This window comes from Streptomyces sp. NPDC049040 (assembly GCF_043197715.1).
In the GTDB taxonomy this organism is placed as follows: domain Bacteria; phylum Actinomycetota; class Actinomycetes; order Streptomycetales; family Streptomycetaceae; genus Actinacidiphila.
This window is the reverse complement of the sequence record NZ_JBICTO010000006.1, coordinates 16,169-33,072: the sequence shown is the minus strand read 5'-3', so window position 1 is coordinate 33,072 and position 16,904 is coordinate 16,169. Positions and strand designations below refer to the sequence as shown.

At 73.2% G+C, this 16,904-nt stretch carries 15 protein-coding genes and 1 pseudogene; 3 read left to right on the top strand and 13 right to left on the bottom strand.

The window, feature by feature from the left end; all coding sequences use genetic code 11:
* Positions 1-19: 19 nt before the first annotated feature.
* A complete protein-coding gene (locus ACGFMP_RS17880; protein ID WP_393673372.1) occupies positions 20-778 on the bottom strand; it encodes a response regulator transcription factor in 759 nt (252 codons plus the stop codon).
* Positions 779-1,181: 403 nt separating this feature from the next.
* On the opposite strand from ACGFMP_RS17880, the gene ACGFMP_RS17875 reads away from it, so the two are divergent.
* The gene (locus ACGFMP_RS17875; protein ID WP_393673371.1) at positions 1,182-2,912 is read left to right on the top strand and encodes an FAD-dependent monooxygenase; all 1,731 of its coding nucleotides are present in this window, start codon (positions 1,182-1,184) and stop codon (positions 2,910-2,912) included.
* A 157-nt stretch (positions 2,913-3,069) separates the two neighbouring features.
* On the opposite strand, the pseudogene ACGFMP_RS17870 reads toward ACGFMP_RS17875, so the two are convergent.
* From ACGFMP_RS17870 to ACGFMP_RS17840, 7 genes and pseudogenes are all read right to left on the bottom strand, one after another.
* Positions 3,070-3,657: pseudogene (locus tag ACGFMP_RS17870) on the bottom strand (regulatory protein RecX); the annotation flags it as partial.
* The gene (gene recA, locus ACGFMP_RS17865) at positions 3,548-4,663 is read right to left on the bottom strand and encodes a recombinase RecA (RefSeq protein ID WP_393673369.1); all 1,116 of its coding nucleotides are present in this window, start codon (positions 4,661-4,663) and stop codon (positions 3,548-3,550) included. The gene recA and the pseudogene ACGFMP_RS17870, both read right to left, overlap by 110 nt.
* Before the next feature lie 218 nt (positions 4,664-4,881).
* Positions 4,882-6,021, bottom strand: coding sequence for an AI-2E family transporter (locus tag ACGFMP_RS17860; RefSeq protein WP_393673367.1), 1,140 nt, complete (start codon positions 6,019-6,021; stop codon positions 4,882-4,884).
* Positions 6,022-6,141: 120 nt separating this feature from the next.
* Entirely contained in the window at positions 6,142-6,336 is a 195-nt protein-coding gene (locus ACGFMP_RS17855; RefSeq protein ID WP_393673366.1) for a DUF3046 domain-containing protein, read from the bottom strand.
* Between the two features lie 42 nt (positions 6,337-6,378).
* Entirely contained in the window at positions 6,379-6,693 is a 315-nt protein-coding gene (locus ACGFMP_RS17850; protein WP_393673764.1) for an AzlD domain-containing protein, read from the bottom strand.
* 8 nt (positions 6,694-6,701) lie between these two features.
* On the bottom strand, positions 6,702-7,472 hold the full coding sequence (locus ACGFMP_RS17845) for an AzlC family ABC transporter permease (RefSeq protein WP_393673365.1): 771 nt from the start codon (positions 7,470-7,472) through the stop codon (positions 6,702-6,704).
* Positions 7,473-7,481: 9 nt separating this feature from the next.
* A complete protein-coding gene (locus ACGFMP_RS17840) occupies positions 7,482-8,330 on the bottom strand; it encodes an AraC family ligand binding domain-containing protein (protein WP_393673364.1) in 849 nt (282 codons plus the stop codon).
* 91 nt (positions 8,331-8,421) lie between these two features.
* Between ACGFMP_RS17840 and ACGFMP_RS17835 the strand changes: the two genes are divergently transcribed.
* Positions 8,422-13,077, top strand: a complete 4,656-nt coding sequence (locus ACGFMP_RS17835; RefSeq protein WP_393673363.1) for an ATP-dependent helicase — start codon at positions 8,422-8,424, stop codon at positions 13,075-13,077.
* A 129-nt stretch (positions 13,078-13,206) separates the two neighbouring features.
* Entirely contained in the window at positions 13,207-14,007 is an 801-nt protein-coding gene (locus ACGFMP_RS17830) for a DNA-formamidopyrimidine glycosylase family protein (RefSeq protein WP_393673362.1), read from the top strand.
* Between the two features lie 16 nt (positions 14,008-14,023).
* On the opposite strand, the gene ACGFMP_RS17825 is transcribed toward ACGFMP_RS17830, so the two are convergent.
* From ACGFMP_RS17825 to pgsA, 5 genes are all read right to left on the bottom strand, one after another.
* Positions 14,024-14,344: a hypothetical protein gene (locus tag ACGFMP_RS17825; RefSeq protein WP_393673361.1), complete on the bottom strand. Its 321-nt coding sequence runs from the start codon at positions 14,342-14,344 to the stop codon at positions 14,024-14,026.
* Positions 14,345-14,440: 96 nt separating this feature from the next.
* Positions 14,441-14,911: a Dps family protein gene (locus ACGFMP_RS17820; protein ID WP_393673360.1), complete on the bottom strand. Its 471-nt coding sequence runs from the start codon at positions 14,909-14,911 to the stop codon at positions 14,441-14,443.
* 138 nt (positions 14,912-15,049) lie between these two features.
* A complete protein-coding gene (locus ACGFMP_RS17815) occupies positions 15,050-15,442 on the bottom strand; it encodes a helix-turn-helix domain-containing protein (protein WP_393673359.1) in 393 nt (130 codons plus the stop codon).
* 164 nt (positions 15,443-15,606) lie between these two features.
* Positions 15,607-16,089, bottom strand: a complete 483-nt coding sequence (locus ACGFMP_RS17810; protein WP_393673358.1) for a CinA family protein — start codon at positions 16,087-16,089, stop codon at positions 15,607-15,609.
* Entirely contained in the window at positions 16,086-16,904 is an 819-nt protein-coding gene (gene pgsA / locus ACGFMP_RS17805; RefSeq protein WP_393673357.1) for a CDP-diacylglycerol--glycerol-3-phosphate 3-phosphatidyltransferase, read from the bottom strand. The genes ACGFMP_RS17810 and pgsA overlap by 4 nt, the downstream gene beginning before the upstream one ends.

Genomic DNA, 16,904 nt, shown 5'->3' with positions numbered 1-16,904 from the left:
GGACCTGTCCTGCCTGCGGTCAGCCGGCCGGCGGCACGACGAGCCGGTAGCCGACGCCGCGCACCGTCTCGATCATGGCCGGGGTGCGCAGCTTGGAGCGCAGCGACGCGACGTGGACCTCGAGAGTGCGGCCCGTGCCCTCCCACGCGGTCCGCCACACCTCGCTGATGATCTGCTCGCGGCGGAAGACCACTCCTGGCCGCCCGGCGAGCAGCGCCAGCAGGTCGAACTCCTTCCGGGTCAGCACGATCGGGTCGCCGTCCACGGTGACCCGGCGGGCGGGGAGTTCGACGGCGACGGGGCCGAGCAGCAGCCGGGTGCGCTGCGCGGCGGCCGTCTCGGCCGTCTGCGCCCCGGGCTGCTGTGCCCCGCCTGACACCGGCTCGGGCGCCGTGAGGCCGGCCGGCTTGAGCGGCGGGCGGCGGCTGACGGCATGGATACGGGCGAGCAGTTCACCGGTGTCGTACGGCTTCACGATGTAGTCGTCGGCGCCGAGGTTCAGACCGTGGATCCGGGACCTGACGTCGGCGCGCGCGGTGACCATGATCACCGGTGTGGCCGTCCTGCGCCTGATCCGGCTGCACACCTCGAAACCGTCCTGGTCCGGCAGGCCGAGGTCGAGCAGGACGCAGTCGAAGGCGGGGCCGCCGTCGGGCAGCATCGCCTGCATCGCCTCCTCGCCGCTGCGGGCGTGCCTGACGTCGAACCCGTGCTTGCCGAGGAGCGCGGAGACGGCCGCGGCAACCCGGTCGTCGTCCTCCACCAGCAGCAGCCGCATCCGTGGTCTCCTCCTCGTGTCCTGCCGGTCCGGCCTTGTCCCTGCCCACGTTCCTGCCCATGTCGGGCCCGGTCCGATCGGTCTGTGGACGCCTCGTTCCACGGACCTGCCCACCACCGGTGGCCGCAGGTGCACCGGGAACCGGTCCATCCGGACGGCCGGCGGACCGTGCCCGGTCTGTGTGACCGAATCCACGCCGATCGGCCGGGGGTGCGTCAAGGGGGTACCGGCTCACGGTGCCGACCGTTACCGAGCCGGTACGCGTCACGGGCGCCCGGCAATGCATACCGCGTGCCCCCGAATGCGGTCGCCGCACCGCGCCGACGTGCGACTGTCGCTTGACGTGGGCAGGCGCAGTGGGTTGCATACGCTTTGTGACCGCACTTCTTCCGGGGGCTGCTCCATGGACCCGGTGATCGTCGCGGGGGCTGGCCCTGTGGGCCTGACCCTCGCCCTCGCGCTGGCCCGCCGCGACGTCCCCGTCATCCTGCTGGACGAGGCGGAGGTGATCGCCGACGCCGAGGGGCTGCGGCGCTCGCGCACCGCCGTCCTCGGTCCCGCGGCAGTCGCGCTGGTCGAGCGGCTGGGCTGCCCCGCCGTCCGCGGCGAGGGCGCCGCCTGGACCGGCTGGCGCACCGTACGCAGGCGGGCCGAGGTGGCGAGGGTCGACTTCGCGGCGGACGAGGCACCGGTGCAAATCGCACAGCACCGGCTCGTGAACGCCCTGCGGCAGGCACTGCTCGGCTGCGGCTCCGTCCGGATCGTGGCGGGCTGCCGGGTCGACGCTCTGGAGCAGGACGGGCGCGGGGTCACGGTCCACACCAGCGGGTCGCACGAGACCTGGTGGCGGGGCAGCTACCTGGTGGGGTGCGACGGCCCGCGGTCGACGGTCCGCAAGCTGCTGGGCGTCCGCTTCCCTGGCCGCACCGCGGTGGACCGGCACGCGGTCGCGGTGGTGCGAGCCGAACTCCCCGAGCCGGGTGTGGCCCTGCTGCACCGGGACCCGCCGGGGGCGCCCGCCGGGCAGGAGGTGACGGCGCGGCCGCTGCCCGACGGGCTGTGGCGGCTGGACTGGCTGCTGCCGCTGCAAGCCCGCGGGCTGGCTCCCGACGCCCTGGTGGAGCGGCTGCGCGGCACGCTCGCCACCTGGTGCGGCAGCGTCGTCCCCTATGAGGTCGTGGGCTCCGCCGACTACTCGGTGCATCAGCGGCTGGCCAGGCGGTGGCGGTCCGGCCGGGCTTTCCTGGCAGGGGACGCCGCACACCTGATGGGCGCGCTCGGGGCGCAGAGCGTCGAGGAGGGGCTGCGGGACGCCGAGAACCTGTCCTGGAAACTCGCCCTGGCATGGCACGACGGTGCGTCCAAGCTGCTGCTCGACAGCTATGAGGCCGAGCGGCGCGGGGCGGTCGGCGCCCGGCTGCGGGCCACCGACCAGGTGCTTCCGATGCTCCGGGCGAGTGGTACCTGGCAGACCGTACGGCAGTCGGTGCTGTCGGGGTCGGCACGCGGGCAGGCGGAGATGCTGACCGACAGCCACCTCGGGCGCGGGGCGGCGGCGGCCTCCCTGGTCTACGGACGGTCGCCGCTGGCACTGCCCGCGCCGCGGTCGGGCGGGGGAAGGTCCGGGGCGTCGCCGCTGGTCGCGGACTGCGACACCCCGCCCGGCGGGCGGGTCGGGGATGTGCAGGTGACGGCGCTCGACGGCACGGTCGGCCGGCTGTACGACCGGCTGGGGCAGGGGCTGGTCGTGGTCCTGATCGCACCCGGCACCGGGGTGTGGGAGAGCCGGCACTGGCTGACGGCCGGGCTGATGCCCCGGCTGGCGTCCGCGGTCGCCGCGCTGCCCACGCCGGCGGAACTCCTGGTGGCCGAGACCTACCCGGGCGCGACGGCGCACACCGTGCTGCTGGTCCGGCCGGACGGGCATCTGGTGACAGCCATGGTCGGCTGCCGCCCCGCGGAGCTGTACTCCTACGCGGACCTGGCCCGTGGCGGTCCGCCGCACACGACCGACGGCCAGGAGGACGACGGCCAGGACGGCGATGGCGCCGGCGAGGACGATCGGCATGCCGCCACACGCGGAGTGCCGGGAAGCGGCGCGGCGGGCGCCCACGTCAGCGGGCGTACTCGGTAGGCGGCGTACGGTGCGGGCCGGCGCTACGCCTGCCCGCCCGGCCGCTCGGCTATTCCCATTGGTCCACCTCCGCTGCGTCGTGCCACGACTCCCCGTCCGCGTCGCCCTCCTGTGCGAGGGCGTCGCGCACCACTTTGAGTGCCAGGCCCTCGCCGTAGCCCTTGCGGGCGAGCATCCCGGCAAGACGCCGGATCCGGCGGTCGCGGTCCAGACCGCGGGTGCCCGGCAGTCGTCGCTGCACCAAGGCCCGCGCGGTCTCCTCCTCCTGCTCGGGATCGAGCAGGCCGACCGCCTCGGTCACCAGCTCGGCTTCCACCCCGCGATGGCGCAACTCCCGGGCGAGGGCCCGGCGCGCCAGCCCGCGACCGCGGTGCCGCGACTCCACCCAGGCGTTGGCGAACGCCTGGTCGTCGATCAGCCCCACGTCCTGGAAGCGCTCCAGGACGTGTTCCGCGATCTCATCGGGGATCTCCCGCTTGCGCATGGCGTCGGCGAGCTGCCGACGGGTGCGAGGGGTCCCGGTGAGCAGGCGCAGGCACAGCGCCCGCGCCTGCTCCTCGGGATCGAGCGGCGGCTCTTGCGAGGCCCTCGACTCGGAAGAGCCGCCGCGCTCCTGGGACCTGCGTGCCACGGCGTCACGCCTTGGCAGCGGTGGCCTTGGCCGCCTTCTTCGGCGCCGGGACCTCGGCCTTGGGCGGCACCACCGCGGCACCTGCCGCGTCGTCCCCCGGCTGGACTGCCGGTGCCTCGACCTTGGGGACGCCGACGCCCAGCTTCTCCTTGATCCGCTTCTCGATCTCGTCCGCCAGGTCCGGGTTGTCCTTGAGGAAGTTGCGGACGTTCTCCTTGCCCTGGCCGAGCTGGTCGCCCTCGTACGTGTACCAGGCGCCGGACTTGCGGACGAAGCCGTGCTCGACACCCATGTCGATCAGGCCGCCCTCACGGCTGATGCCCTGGCCGTAGAGGATGTCGAACTCGGCCTGCTTGAAGGGCGGCGCGACCTTGTTCTTGACGACCTTGACGCGGGTGCGGTTGCCGACCGCGTCGGTACCGTCCTTGAGCGTCTCGATCCGGCGGATGTCGAGCCGGACGGAGGCGTAGAACTTCAGTGCGCGGCCACCGGTGGTGGTCTCGGGCGAGCCGAACATCACACCGATCTTCTCGCGGAGCTGGTTGATGAAGATCGCGGTGGTCTTCGACTGGTTGAGCGCGCTGGTGATCTTGCGGAGCGCCTGGCTCATCAGCCGGGCCTGGAGGCCCACGTGCGAGTCGCCCATCTCACCCTCGATCTCGGCCCGCGGCACGAGGGCTGCCACGGAGTCGATCACGATGAGGTCGATGGCGCCCGAGCGGACCAGCATGTCCACGATCTCGAGCGCCTGCTCACCGGTGTCCGGCTGGGACAGCAGGAGGTTGTCGGTGTCGACGCCGAGGGCCTTGGCGTAGTCGGGGTCGAGTGCGTGCTCGGCGTCCACGAACGCCACCGTGCCGCCGGCCTTCTGCGCGTTGGCCACCGCGTGCAGGGTCAGCGTGGTCTTGCCCGAGGACTCGGGGCCGTACACCTCCACCACCCGGCCGCGCGGCAGTCCGCCGACGCCGAGGGCCACGTCCAGGGCGGTCGACCCGGTGGAGATGACCTCGATGGGCTCATTCGGCCGGTCGCCGAGGCGCATGACAGCGCCTTTGCCGAACTGCCGTTCAATCTGTGCGAGCGCGGCGTCAAGCGCCTTGTCGCGGTCGTTTCCTGCCATGGGTTCCACCCGGGATGTCTGGTTCGATCGCTTCACGTCCACGACGCTAGCGCCTGCCACTGACAATGCGCCCGGACGTCGCTCCGGCCTGTGGATAACTCGGGCGGTTCCGGCCGGTGGTTCCGGCCCGAATCGGTGCCGCCGAACCGGAGGAAATCCGGTCGGCTCCTCCATGAGAATGGATGTTCGAATTCCGTGTCAAGCGAACCGCCGGGCAGTCAGGCGCGGGGGTCGTCCACCTCGTAGCGCCGTACGTAGGCGGCGAAGAAGCCCTGCAAAGTGGCGGTCGCGGGGATGGCGATGAGGGCACCGACCGCCCCGAGCAGAGCCGTCCCCGCGACGACGGAGCCGAAGGCGACCGCGGGGTGGATGTCCACGGTGCGCGCGGTGATCCGCGGCTGGAGCAGGTAGTTCTCGAACTGCTGGTAGACCACGACGAAGATCAGCACCCACAACGCGTCCCACGGGTCCTCGGCGAAGGCGATCAGGACCGGCAGGGCGCCCGCCAGATAGGTGCCGACGGTCGGGATGAACTGCGAGACCAGCCCGACCCAGACCGCGAGCGCGGGCGCGTAGGGCACTCCGAGCGCCTGGAGCAGGACGTAGTGCGCGACCCCGGAGATCAGGGCCATCAGCGCGCGGGAGTAGAGGTAGCCGCCGGTCTTGGCGACCGCGATCTCCCAGGCCCGCAGCACCTCGGACTGGCGGGCGGGCGGCAGTACGGAGCACAGCGAGCGGCGAAGCCGCGGGCCGTCGGCGGCGAAGTAGAAGGTGAACAGCAGCACGGTGAAGAGCTGGAAGACGGTGCCGATGACGGTGGCCGACAGCCCCCACACGCTGCTCGCACCGTTCGCGAGGTAGGTGCGCACCCAGTCGGAGTGCAGGACGTTGTCCTTGAGCCTGTCGGCATCGAGGTGGGAGCCGAAGGTCCTGTTGATCCACATGACGATGTCGTTCACGTACTGCGGCAGATTGCGCACGATGGTGCCGATCTGATCGACCAGCAGCGAGCCGAGCGCCAGGACGAAACCCGCCGCCGCGGCCAGCACCAGGAAGATGACCAGGCCGGTGGCCACGCCGCGGCGCACCCCGCGGGTCGCCATCCAGGCCACCGCGGGCTCGATCGCCACGGCGCAGAAGAAGGAGATCAGCACGTTGACGAGCAGTCCGATGAGCCGGTCGAAGGCCCAGTGCGCGAACTGGTAGCAGGCGATGAGGACGAGCGCGAGGACCAGCGCCCGCGGCAGCCAGCGCGGCATGCCGGCGCGGGATGCACGCGGCGTGTCGTGCGAACCGGGTCCGCCGGGCGGCGGGGCAGGAGGCGTGGCCGGATCGGGTGTGTCGCCGGTTCCTGCCACGCGCCAAGTGTCGCCTCGGGCGGAGGGAAAGTCCTGATATCGACTCATTCGGCGCAGCGGATGCGCTGGTGCGGCCCGCGGTGTGGCCGGACGGGCGCGGCAGGCCCGTCCGGCGTCGTGTCAGCGCCGCGCCGCGGGCACGTCCATCGCGGCACACACCGCACGCCAGACGTCCTTGACCTCCCAGCCGTCGTCCAGCGCCTGGTGGACCGTACGCCCGCCCAGTTCCGCCATCACATGGTCACGTGCGAAGGAGTCGGCGTAGGCGTCCCCGAAGTGGGCGCGCATTCGTTCCCAGAAAATCGTCAACCGCATGGCTGCCAGTATCGCTCGCCCGCCGGACGGATCCGCCCGCCGTCAGGTGCCGGACAGGGCGCGTACACCCGCGGTGACGAGCACCGCCGCCGCGATCACCACCAGGAAGGGCGCCCGCAGCAGCACCGCGGCCCATGCGGCCGCGAGCCCCGCGGCCCGGGCGTCGACGGCGAGCCGCAGCCGGTCGGTGCCGAAGGTCTGGAGCGCGGTCAGGGCGGCGAGCAGCGCGATGGGCACCAGTGCCGCGAGCCGCTTGACCAGCGGCCTTTCCAGCAGCCCTGCCGGCACCGAGAGCCCCAGCAGTTTCACGGCGTAGCAGCCAGCCGCCGTCACGCCGATGGCCGTCCAGACGCTCACGTCTGTGCTCATGGCCGCACCTCGTCCCGCACCGTCCCGGCAGGAGCGGTGGCCGCTCCGCCGTCGCCGCGGGCACGCCGGCTGCCTGCCAGCACCAGTGGCGCGGCCAGGGCGGCGACGAGAACCGGCACCCCGGCAGGCAGCAGGGACAGCCCGGCCAGGGCGAGGAGGACGGCCAGTGCCGCCACCGCGCGTTCCGTGCGGCCCTTGACCATGGGGGCCAGCAGGGCGAGGAAGACCGCGGGACCAGCCGCGTCCAGGCCCCAGGCGGCGGGGTCGCCGAGCGCGGATGCGCCCAGCGCTCCGGCCAGGGTGGTGAGATTCCACAGCGCGTACAGGCTGGCGCCGGTCACGGTGAAGCCGAGCCTGGCGCTCGCCCGGTCCCGCTGTGCCAGCGCCACCGCGGAGGTCTCGTCGATGACCCACTGCGCGGCCAGCGGGCGCAGCGACGCGGGCAGCCGCAGCAGTTGGGACAGCCGCAGCCCGTAGAAGGCATTGCGTGCGCCGAGGAAGAAGGCTCCGGCGGCCGCCGCGAAGGGATTGCCGCCCGCCCCGAGCGCCCCGACCAGGGCGAACTGCGAGGCGCCGGTGAAGACCAGCAGGGACAGCACACAGCTCTGGGGCACCGAGAGCCCGGCGCCTGCGGAGGTCACACCGAAGGCGAAGCCGGAAAGGCCCACGGCCACGCCGACGCCGAGGGCATCTCGGACCACGCGTGAGCGGGAGGCGGGTGGCGAAGGCGGCTGGTCGGCCCGGTCGGGTATCGGTGGTGCGGTCATCCGCCCAGGTTAGGAAGCGCCCCGCGGCGGGTCTTGTACGTTCTTGCGCTCGCGCTGGTAGGCACCCGGCGGGACTCCTATGATCCGGGTGAAGTGGCGGTTGAGGTGCGGCTGGTCGGTGAAGCCGACGGCGGTCGCGGCGGCCGCGGGTGCGACGCCCGCGTCCAGCAGCCGGCGGGCGGCCTTGACGCGCTCGCCGGTCAGCCAGGCGTGCGGGGGCAGCCCGTAGGCGGACTTGAACGCCCGCAGCAGGGCGAAGGGGCTGGTGCCGAATGCGGTGGCGAGCTCCTCCAGGCCCGGCGGATCCGCGAGCCTGGCCGTCAGCAGCTCGCGGGCTCGGGCGGCGACGGCCTGGCCTCCGGGTCGGCCGCGGGGGGTGGCGGGCCCCGCACCGTGCCGGGTGAGCAGCCGGGCCAGCAGAAGCCGCAGGCAGATGTCGGCCGCCAGCGCGTTGTCGCCCTCCGCGGCCGCGTGGACGTCGGCGATCATCCGGGCCGTGGCGGGGTCGTGCAGGACGGTGGCGGTGAAGGCGGGGGTGCCGCGCGGAGCGGAGAGGTCGACCGCCACCGCGGCGACGACCTCCCGGGCGGGGTAGAGGACACGGTAGGCCCAGCCCTCCTCCTCCCCCGCGTAAGCAGAGTGGGGGGTGTCGGGGTTGATCAGTACGACGGCACCCGCACCGGCCCGCTCGGCCCCCTCCGGGAGGCCGATGCCCTCCACTCCCGCGGTGACCGCGGCGATCACGTAGCCGTCGTGGGCATGCCGGGGAAAGGTGTGCCGGATGTAGCGCGCCCGGAGCAGGTCCACCCCCGGCAGCGCCGGGTGCTCCCAGTGTCTGGCCTGCTCACCCGGCGTCATGGGCCCATTGTGGCGTGACCGCGCCAGGAGTTTTCCACAGGTGCCGATTCCGGCTCGGCGCGGTGTCGGTGCGGCGAGGCAGGATGGTGGCATGCCCAGTCGCAGCAGCCTCGACGCTTTCTCCCCCGCCACCCGCGCGTGGTTCACGGGGGCGTTCAGCGAGCCCACCCCCGCCCAGGCCGGGGCGTGGACGGCCATCGCCGAGGATTCCGACGTGCTGGTCGTCGCACCCACCGGTTCCGGCAAGACCCTCGCCGCCTTCCTGGCCGCGCTCGACCGGCTGGCCGCCACCCCGCCGCCGGCCGAGGCGCGCAAGCGCTGCCGGGTGCTGTACGTGTCACCGCTGAAGGCCCTGGCGGTGGATGTGGAGCGCAATCTGCGCAGCCCGCTCGCGGGTCTGCGCCAGGAGTCGGTGCGCCTCGGGCTGCCCGAGCCCGAGGTGCGGGTCGGGATCCGCTCGGGGGACACCCCGCCCGCGGAGCGGCGGGCGCTGGTCACCCGGCCGCCCGACATCCTGATCACCACACCGGAGTCGCTGTTCCTCATGCTCACCTCCGCCGCCCGGGAGGCGCTGAGCGGGGTGGAGACCGTGATCCTCGACGAGGTGCACGCGGTGGCCGGCACCAAGCGCGGCGCCCATCTCGCCCTGTCGCTCGAGCGCCTCGACCACCTGCTGGACCGGCCCGCCCGCAGGATCGGGCTGTCGGCCACGGTGCGCCCCGTGGACGAGATCGCCCGCTATCTCTCCCCGCAGCGCAGGGTGGCCGTGGTCCAGCCGCCGTCGCAGAAGGCGTTCGAGCTGTCCGTGGTGGTGCCGGTGGAGGATCTGGCAGAGCTGGGCGGCTCGCCGGTCGCCGACCAGGCCGAGCACAGCGGTCCGGCCGCCGGCGCTGCCGAGCGGCCCTCCATCTGGCCGCATGTCGAGGAGCGGATCGCCGATCTGGTGCAGTCGCACCGGTCCACGATCGTCTTCGCCAATTCGCGCAGACTGGCCGAGCGGCTGTGCAACCGGCTCAACGAGATCGGCCAGGAGCGGGCCGAGGGCGAGCCGATGCCAGAGGCCCACTCCCCCGCCCAGGTCATGGCGCAATCGGGAGCGGCCCGCGGAGCCCCGCCGGTCCTGGCCCGCGCACACCACGGCTCGGTGTCCAAAGAGCAGCGGGCGCTGGTCGAGGAGGATCTGAAAGCCGGCCGGCTGCCTGCCGTCGTCGCCACCTCGAGCCTGGAGCTGGGTATCGACATGGGCGCCGTCGACCTGGTCGTGCAGGTGGAGTCGCCCCCCTCGGTCGCCTCCGGGCTCCAGCGGGTCGGCCGGGCGGGCCACCAGGTCGGCGCGGTCTCCACCGGGGTGGTCTTCCCCAAATACCGCGGTGACCTCGTGCAGTCGGCGGTGGTCACCGAGCGCATGCGGGCGGGGGCGATCGAGTCGCTGCGGGTGCCCGCCAACCCGCTGGACGTGCTGGCCCAGCAGATCGTCGCGATGACCGCGCTGGGCAGCTGGGACGTCGACGAGTTGCTGAGCGTGGTGCGGCGCGCCGCGCCCTTCGCGTCCCTGCCGCACTCGGCGTACACGGCGGTGCTCGACATGCTCGCCGGGCGCTATCCGTCCGACGCCTTCGCAGAGCTGCGCCCGCGTCTCGTGTGGGACCGGGTGGCGAACACGGTGACCGGGCGGCCGGGAGCGCAGCGGCTCGCGGTCACCTCCGGCGGCACCATCCCGGACCGCGGGCTCTTCGGGGTGTTCCTCGCAGGGTCCGACCCGAAGAAGGGCGGAGGCCGGGTCGGCGAGCTGGACGAGGAGATGGTCTACGAGTCCAGGGTCGGCGACGTCTTCACCCTGGGCACCACCTCCTGGCGGATCGAGGACATCACCAGGGACCGGGTGCTGGTGTCGCCCGCGCCGGGCGTTCCAGGGCGGCTGCCCTTCTGGAAGGGCGACCAGCTCGGCCGCCCGCTGGAGCTGGGCCGGGCGCTCGGGGCCTGGCTGCGGGAGGTCGGCGCGCTCGCCGAAGGGCCGGCCAGGGAGCGGCTGTCGGCGGCGGGGCTCGACACCTGGGCGGCGGACAACGTACTGGCCTACCTCACCGAGCAGCGGCAGGCCTGCGGCCACATCCCGGACGACCGCACGATCGTGGTCGAGCGGTTCCGCGACGAGTTGGGCGACTGGCGGGTGATCATCCACTCGCCGTTCGGCGCGCAGGTGCACGCGCCCTGGGCGCTGGCGCTCGGCGCCCGGCTCCAGGAGAAGTACGGGCTGGACGCGCAGGCGATGCACGCCGACGACGGCATCGTGCTGCGCCTGCCCGACGCCGATCTGATGGGCCTTGACCTGCTGGACGTCGCCCCCGTACAGCACGGGGCGGAGTACGACCCGGAGCAGTCGCCGGTGGGGGCCGCCGATGTCGCCTTCGACAAGAGCGAGGTCGAGCACCTGGTCACCGACCAGGTGGGCGGCTCCGCTCTCTTCGCCTCGCGGTTCAGGGAGTGTGCCGCCCGCGCGCTGCTGCTGCCGCGCCGCAGCCCGGGGAAGCGCACCCCGCTGTGGCAGCAGCGGCAGCGGGCCTCGCAGTTGCTGGAGGTCGCCTCCGAGTACGGATCGTTCCCGATCGTGCTCGAAGCGGTGCGCGAGTGCCTCCAGGACGTGTTCGACGTGCCGGGCCTGGTGGAGCTCATGGGCGACATCGAGGCACGCAGGGTCCGCCTGGTCGAGGTGAACACGAATGAGCCGTCGCCCTTCGCCAGGTCGCTGCTGTTCGGCTATGTCGCGCAGTTCCTCTACGAGGGCGACTCACCACTGGCCGAGCGGCGGGCGGCCGCGCTGTCGCTGGACTCGCGGCTGCTGGCCGAACTCCTGGGGCAGGCCGAGCTGCGCGAGCTTCTGGACGCCGATGTGCTGGCGGAGCTGGACGGCGAATTGCAGTGGCTGACCGAGGACCGCAGGGCCAGGAGCGCCGAGGCCGTCGCGGACCTGCTGCGGCTGCTCGGCCCGCTGACCGAGGCGGAGTTGTCCGCCAGGGGTGCGGAATCCGCATGGGCGGCGGAGCTCGAGTCGGCCCGGCGGGCCATCCGGGTGCGGATCGCCGGCGCCGAGCACTGGGCGGCGGTCGAGGACGCGGGGCGTCTGCGGGACGCGCTGGGCACGGCTCTGCCGGTGGGGGTGCCGGTGGCGTTCACCGAGCCGGTGAAGGATCCGCTGGGGGATCTGGTGGCCCGCTATGCCCGCACCCACGGCCCGTTCACGACCGGTGAGGCGGCGGACCGGTTCGGGCTCGGAGCGGCGGTGGCTGACGGTGTGCTGCACCGGCTCAGCGCGTCCGGCCGGGTGGTGCAGGGCGAGTTCAGGCCTGGCGGCGCCGGCCAGGAGTGGTGCGACGCGACGGTGCTGCGCCGGTTGCGGCGCAGGTCCCTTGCCGCGCTCAGGCACGAGGTGGAGCCGGTGCCCCCGGCCACCCTGGGGGTCTTCCTGCCGCAGTGGCAGCACGTCGGCACGCACAGCCTGCGCGGAATGGACGGCCTGGCACGGGCGGTCGAGCAGCTGCAGGGCGCTTCGGTGCCCGCGTCGGCTCTGGAGAAGCTGGTGCTGCCGTCCCGGGTCACCGGGTACACCCCGGCGATGCTGGACGAGCTGACGGCCTCCGGCGAGATCCTGTGGGCGGGGGCCGGCTCGCTGCCTGGCAAGGACGGCTGGATCTCCCTCTACCTCGCCGACACCGCACCGCTGCTGCTCCCGGCACCGCAGCCGCTGGAGCTCGACCCGCTCCACCAGGCCGTGCTGACGGCGCTGTCCGGCGGATACGGCCTGTTCTTCCGGCAGATCGCCGACCAGGTGCGTGCGGGTGGCATCGAGGTCACGGAGCCGCAGCTCGCCGAGGCCGTGTGGGACCTCGCCTGGTCGGGTCGGCTCACCAACGACACGATCGCGCCGCTGCGTGCGCTGCTCGGCTCCGGCCGCACCGCGGGGGCGACGGCGCACCGGGCGGCGAGGTCGGTACCGCGGGGCCGGTACAGCTCGCTCGCGAGCCGGGCCGCGCCACGCGCCACGGCTTCGCGCAGCGGTCCGCCGACCACCGCGGGACGCTGGTCGCTGGTCCCGGTGGCCGAACAGGACCCGACGCTGCGGGCACATGCCCTCACCCACTGCCTGCTCGACCGGCACGGGGTGGTGACCCGGGGCGCGGTGGCGGCGGAAGGCGTCGAAGGCGGCTTCTCCGCGGCGTATCGCGTGCTGGCGGCGTTCGAGGAGACCGGCCAGGCACGGCGCGGCTACGTGGTCGAAGGGCTGGGTGCGGCGCAGTTCGCGATGGACGGGGCGGTGGACCGGCTGCGTGCGCTGAGCACGGCCAGGGAACGGGAGGAGGAGCAGGCCGGCCGCGCCAGGACGGTGGTGCTCGCCGCGGCGGACCCGGCCAATCCGTACGGCGCCGCCCTGCCGTGGCCCGAGCAGCCGGCGGGCGTCGGGCACCGGCCGGGTCGCAAGGCGGGCGCCCTGGTCGTGCTCACCGACGGCGAGCTCGCTCTCTACGTGGAGCGCGGCGGCAAGACGCTGCTGGGCTGGCCCATGGACGAGATACGCACGCAGGCCGCGGCGGACGCGCTGGCGCTGGCGGTACGGGAGGGTGCCCTCGGCAAGCTCACCGTCGAGCGGGCCAACGGCGAGTCCGCCCTGACGTCGCCCCTGGGCCGGGCCCTGGAAGCGGCCGGCTTCCACGCCACGCCACGCGGGCTGCGGCTCCGCGACGGCGCCTGACCCTCCGGCGTCCGCCCCCCGGGTCAGCGGAGCCCGGCGGCGGGGCGGCACGGCAGCGGGCAGCACGGCAGCACGGGGCACGGCAGCGGGCAGCAGGGCGGCACGGCGGCGGCAGGGGATGATGGAGGGGTGCCTGAAGGAGACACGATCTGGCTGACCGCTCAGCGGTTGGATTCGGCGTTGGCGGGGCGGCCGCTGGTGCGGGCGGATCTGCGGGTGCCGCAACTGGCCACGGTGGAGCTCGCGGGGCGGCAGGTACTGGAGGTCGTGTCGCGCGGGAAGCACCTGATGACGCGGCTGGAGGGCGACTGGACGCTGCACTCGCATCTGCGGATGGACGGTTCCTGGCACCTCTACGCGCCCGGCGAGCGGTGGCGGGGCGGCCCCGAGCACCAGGTGCGGGCGGTGCTGGAGAACGAGTCGAGGATCGCCGTCGGCTACCGCCTGCCGGTGCTCGCGCTGCTGCCCACCGGCGAGGAGTCGACGGTGGTCGGCCATCTCGGGCCTGACCTGCTCGGGCCGGACTGGGATCCCGCGGCCGCGCTGCGACGGCTGGCGGCAGGACCGGAGCGGCCGGTGGGCGAGGCCCTGCTCGACCAGCGCAATCTCGCGGGTATCGGCAATGTCTACGTCGCCGAGCTGTGCTTCCTGCGCGGGGTGACCCCGTGGACGCCGTACGGCGAGGTGACGGCGCCGGAGAAGATGGTGCTGCTGGCCAAGCGGCTGCTCGAGGCGAACAAGGCGCGCCCTGGCCATGTGACGACCGGGGACACGCGGCGCGGCCGTACGCACTGGGTGTACGACAGGGCGCACCGGCCCTGCCTGCGCTGCGGCACCCAGGTGAAGGTCGGCGAGCACGGTCCGGTGGATCAGCGGAGGGTGGCGTACTGGTGTCCACGTTGCCAGCGCGGGCCTGTCCCCACCCGGTAGGTGGGGCCCGGGGTCGTCAGACGGCCGGGGCGTCGCCTTCGTCGGCCAGGGCCGTTCGGGGTCGGCGGATCCGTGCGGGCACCGCGTGCAGGGGTATCAGGCCGAGGCTCCAACCGCCCGCGGCCACCGCGCTGCGCCACGGGCCGGCCGCCTCGGGCCGTATCGCAAGCCGCAGCACTGCCCCCCACCAGAGGACACCGCCTATCACGCCGATCACGCAGCGCAGCCGGCGCGCGGACCGGGAGCGCGGCCCTGCTCCGGGGTGCAGCCGGCGCCCGGGAGCCGGGAGGCCGGTCGTGAGGGAAGGAACTGCCGGGATGTCCTGGAGCGCACGCATGGCCGCCTCCTTGAAACCCCGAGTTCGCGGCGGGGGCCGCGCGACGGCGGCCCCCGTGATGCCCGTGTTTCCTTACCGGAGCGAACGGGCGGACGGTCAGGAGTTCTCGGCCTGGAACATCCAGTGGAACTTCTCGAGATCTGCGGTGAGGCCGATCAGGATGTCCTGGGTGACGGGGTCCGGCTTGTCCGTCGCTTCGATGCGTTCCCGCATCCGGGTGATGACGGCGCTGAGCGCGGCGACCATGATCTCGACGACTTCGGAGTCCTTGACCCAGCCGTCGGTCACCGTGTCGATGCCGCTGGTCTTGGCGACCGTCCCGGCGCGGCCGTCGGGGCTCACGCCGATCGCCGAGGCGCGCTCCGCCACGGTGTCGGAGTGCGTCCTGGCACTGCTGACGACCTCGTCGAGCTGGAGGTGGATGGACCTGAACCGCGGTCCCACCACATTCCAGTGCACCTGCTTGGCAAGCAGCGACAGGTCGAGAAGGTCGACGAGCGCGCCTTGCAGGGCGTCACCGACAGTCTTGCCGTCCTGTTCTGACAGAGGGCTTTTCACGACACTCATGCGTTCTCCCAGCGGATCGACGCGTTCGGATCCGACACGGTCCTTGAGGACCGTTGCCGACCTTCACCGCCTACCCTGCCCCGCCGCTCTGAACACGGCAAAGGCAGATCCACCGCCGCGCGCGAACACGGGGCGCAATCAGGCGGCGACGACGTCCACGGCTTCTGCGGACTTCTTCGGTGCCTTGATGGTGATCCGTTCGTCCGGGGTGGACGTGACGGATGTGACCGATGTGACAGTGCCGAGCAGTGGCCGCATCGGCGCTGTGGTGGCCTCGGACGCCGCGGACTGTGCCAGCTCGGCGAGCGACAGATCGTCGCTGACCTCACGCATCACCTCGGACATCGGTACGTCCAGGGCATCGCAGATCGCGGAGAGCAGTTCGGAGGACGCCTCCTTCTGCCCCCTCTCGACCTCCGACAGGTAGCCGAGCGAGACCCGGGCGGACGAGGAGACCTCGCGCAGGGTGCGGCCCTGGCGCTGGCGCTGCCGACGCAGCACGTCACCCAGCAGGCGACGGAGCAGAATCATCGGTGGCTCCCTCCTCGGATCGCGGTACCGCATCCTTCTCGCCCCACCGTACCGCCTCGGACACCGGCCGTGCGGGGAGCAAAGACGTGTTCACTCAGGGCTGCAAACATCCCGTCCCCCCGTGTTCTTCCCTGTCTCCGGGCACTGAACGCACGCCGGGCCGGTTATTCGCAGGCCTTCCGCAGCTGTTCGACCAGCAGATCGAGCACGGCCGCCACCGACGCCCGGCGGATCGACTCGCGGTCCCCCGCCAGCCGCAGCGCGCTGACCTCGGCGAGCCCGCCGGGACCCGCCACCGCCACGAAGACGGTGCCCACCGGTCGGCCGTCCTGCGGGTCGGGGCCGGCAACGCCGGTGGTGGCCGCCCCCCAGTCCGCGCCGAGCCTGCCGCGGACGCCCTCGGCCATCGCGAGCGCCACTTCGGCGTCCACTGCGCCTCTCGCGGCAAGCAGCGCCCCGTCCACCCCCAGCAGCTCCTGCTTGAGCGCGGTGGCATAGGCCGTGACCGAGCCGCGGAAGGTCCGGGACGCGCCGGGCACCGCGGTGAGCTCCGCGGCCACCAGGCCGCCGGTGAGCGATTCCGCGACGGCGAGGGTCCCGCCCTGCTGCTCCAGCAGCCGCAGCGCCTCGGCGGCGCCGGGCGTCATCCGCCCTGCCCCGGCCCGCCCTGCCCCGGCCCGTCCGGGTCGGTCCCGCCCGCGCCGCCGGCATGCGGCCCGCCGGCGGCGGCCGCACCGGAGGCGCGGGAAGCACCGGACTCGCGGGAAGCACCGGAGGCGGCGGCTGCCTCGGCCGACGCCGCCATCCGCTCCGCGGCGAGGCCGGCCCGCCGCAGCACGACGGCCTGCCGTACGTAGTCGAGGCCGGTCACCACGGTGAGCACCACGGCGAGTGCCATCAGCCAGGCGCGCGAGCTGGCCAGCGGCCCGGTCAGCACCAGGATGTACATGCCGACGGCGACGCCCTGGGTGAGCGTCTTGAGCTTGCCGCCCCGGCTTGCCGGGATCACCCCGTGTCTGATCACCCAGAAGCGCAGCAGCGTGATGCCCAGCTCGCGGAAGAGGATCACCGCGGTGACCCACCACGGCAGGTCACCCAGTGCGGACAGCCCGACCAGGGCCGCCCCCATGATCGCCTTGTCCGCGATCGGGTCGGCGATCTTGCCGAAATCGGTGACCAGCCCGTAGCGCCTGGCCAGCTCACCGTCGAACAGGTCGGTGATCATCGCGATGGCGAACGCGGCCCAGGCGAAGGAGCGCCATTTGGGGTCGTGCCCGTCGTCGTGGACCAGCAGCAGCACGAAGCCGGGGACCAGCACCAGCCGGGTCATCGTCAGCAGGTTGGCGATGTTCCACAGGCCCGCCTTCTCGGCCACCGGGTCGCTGGCGTGATCGACACCGGCCACCGGGTCGACGAGCGAGGCAGGCGCCACCGTCGCGCCTGAAGCGGGTGCGTCCGACAC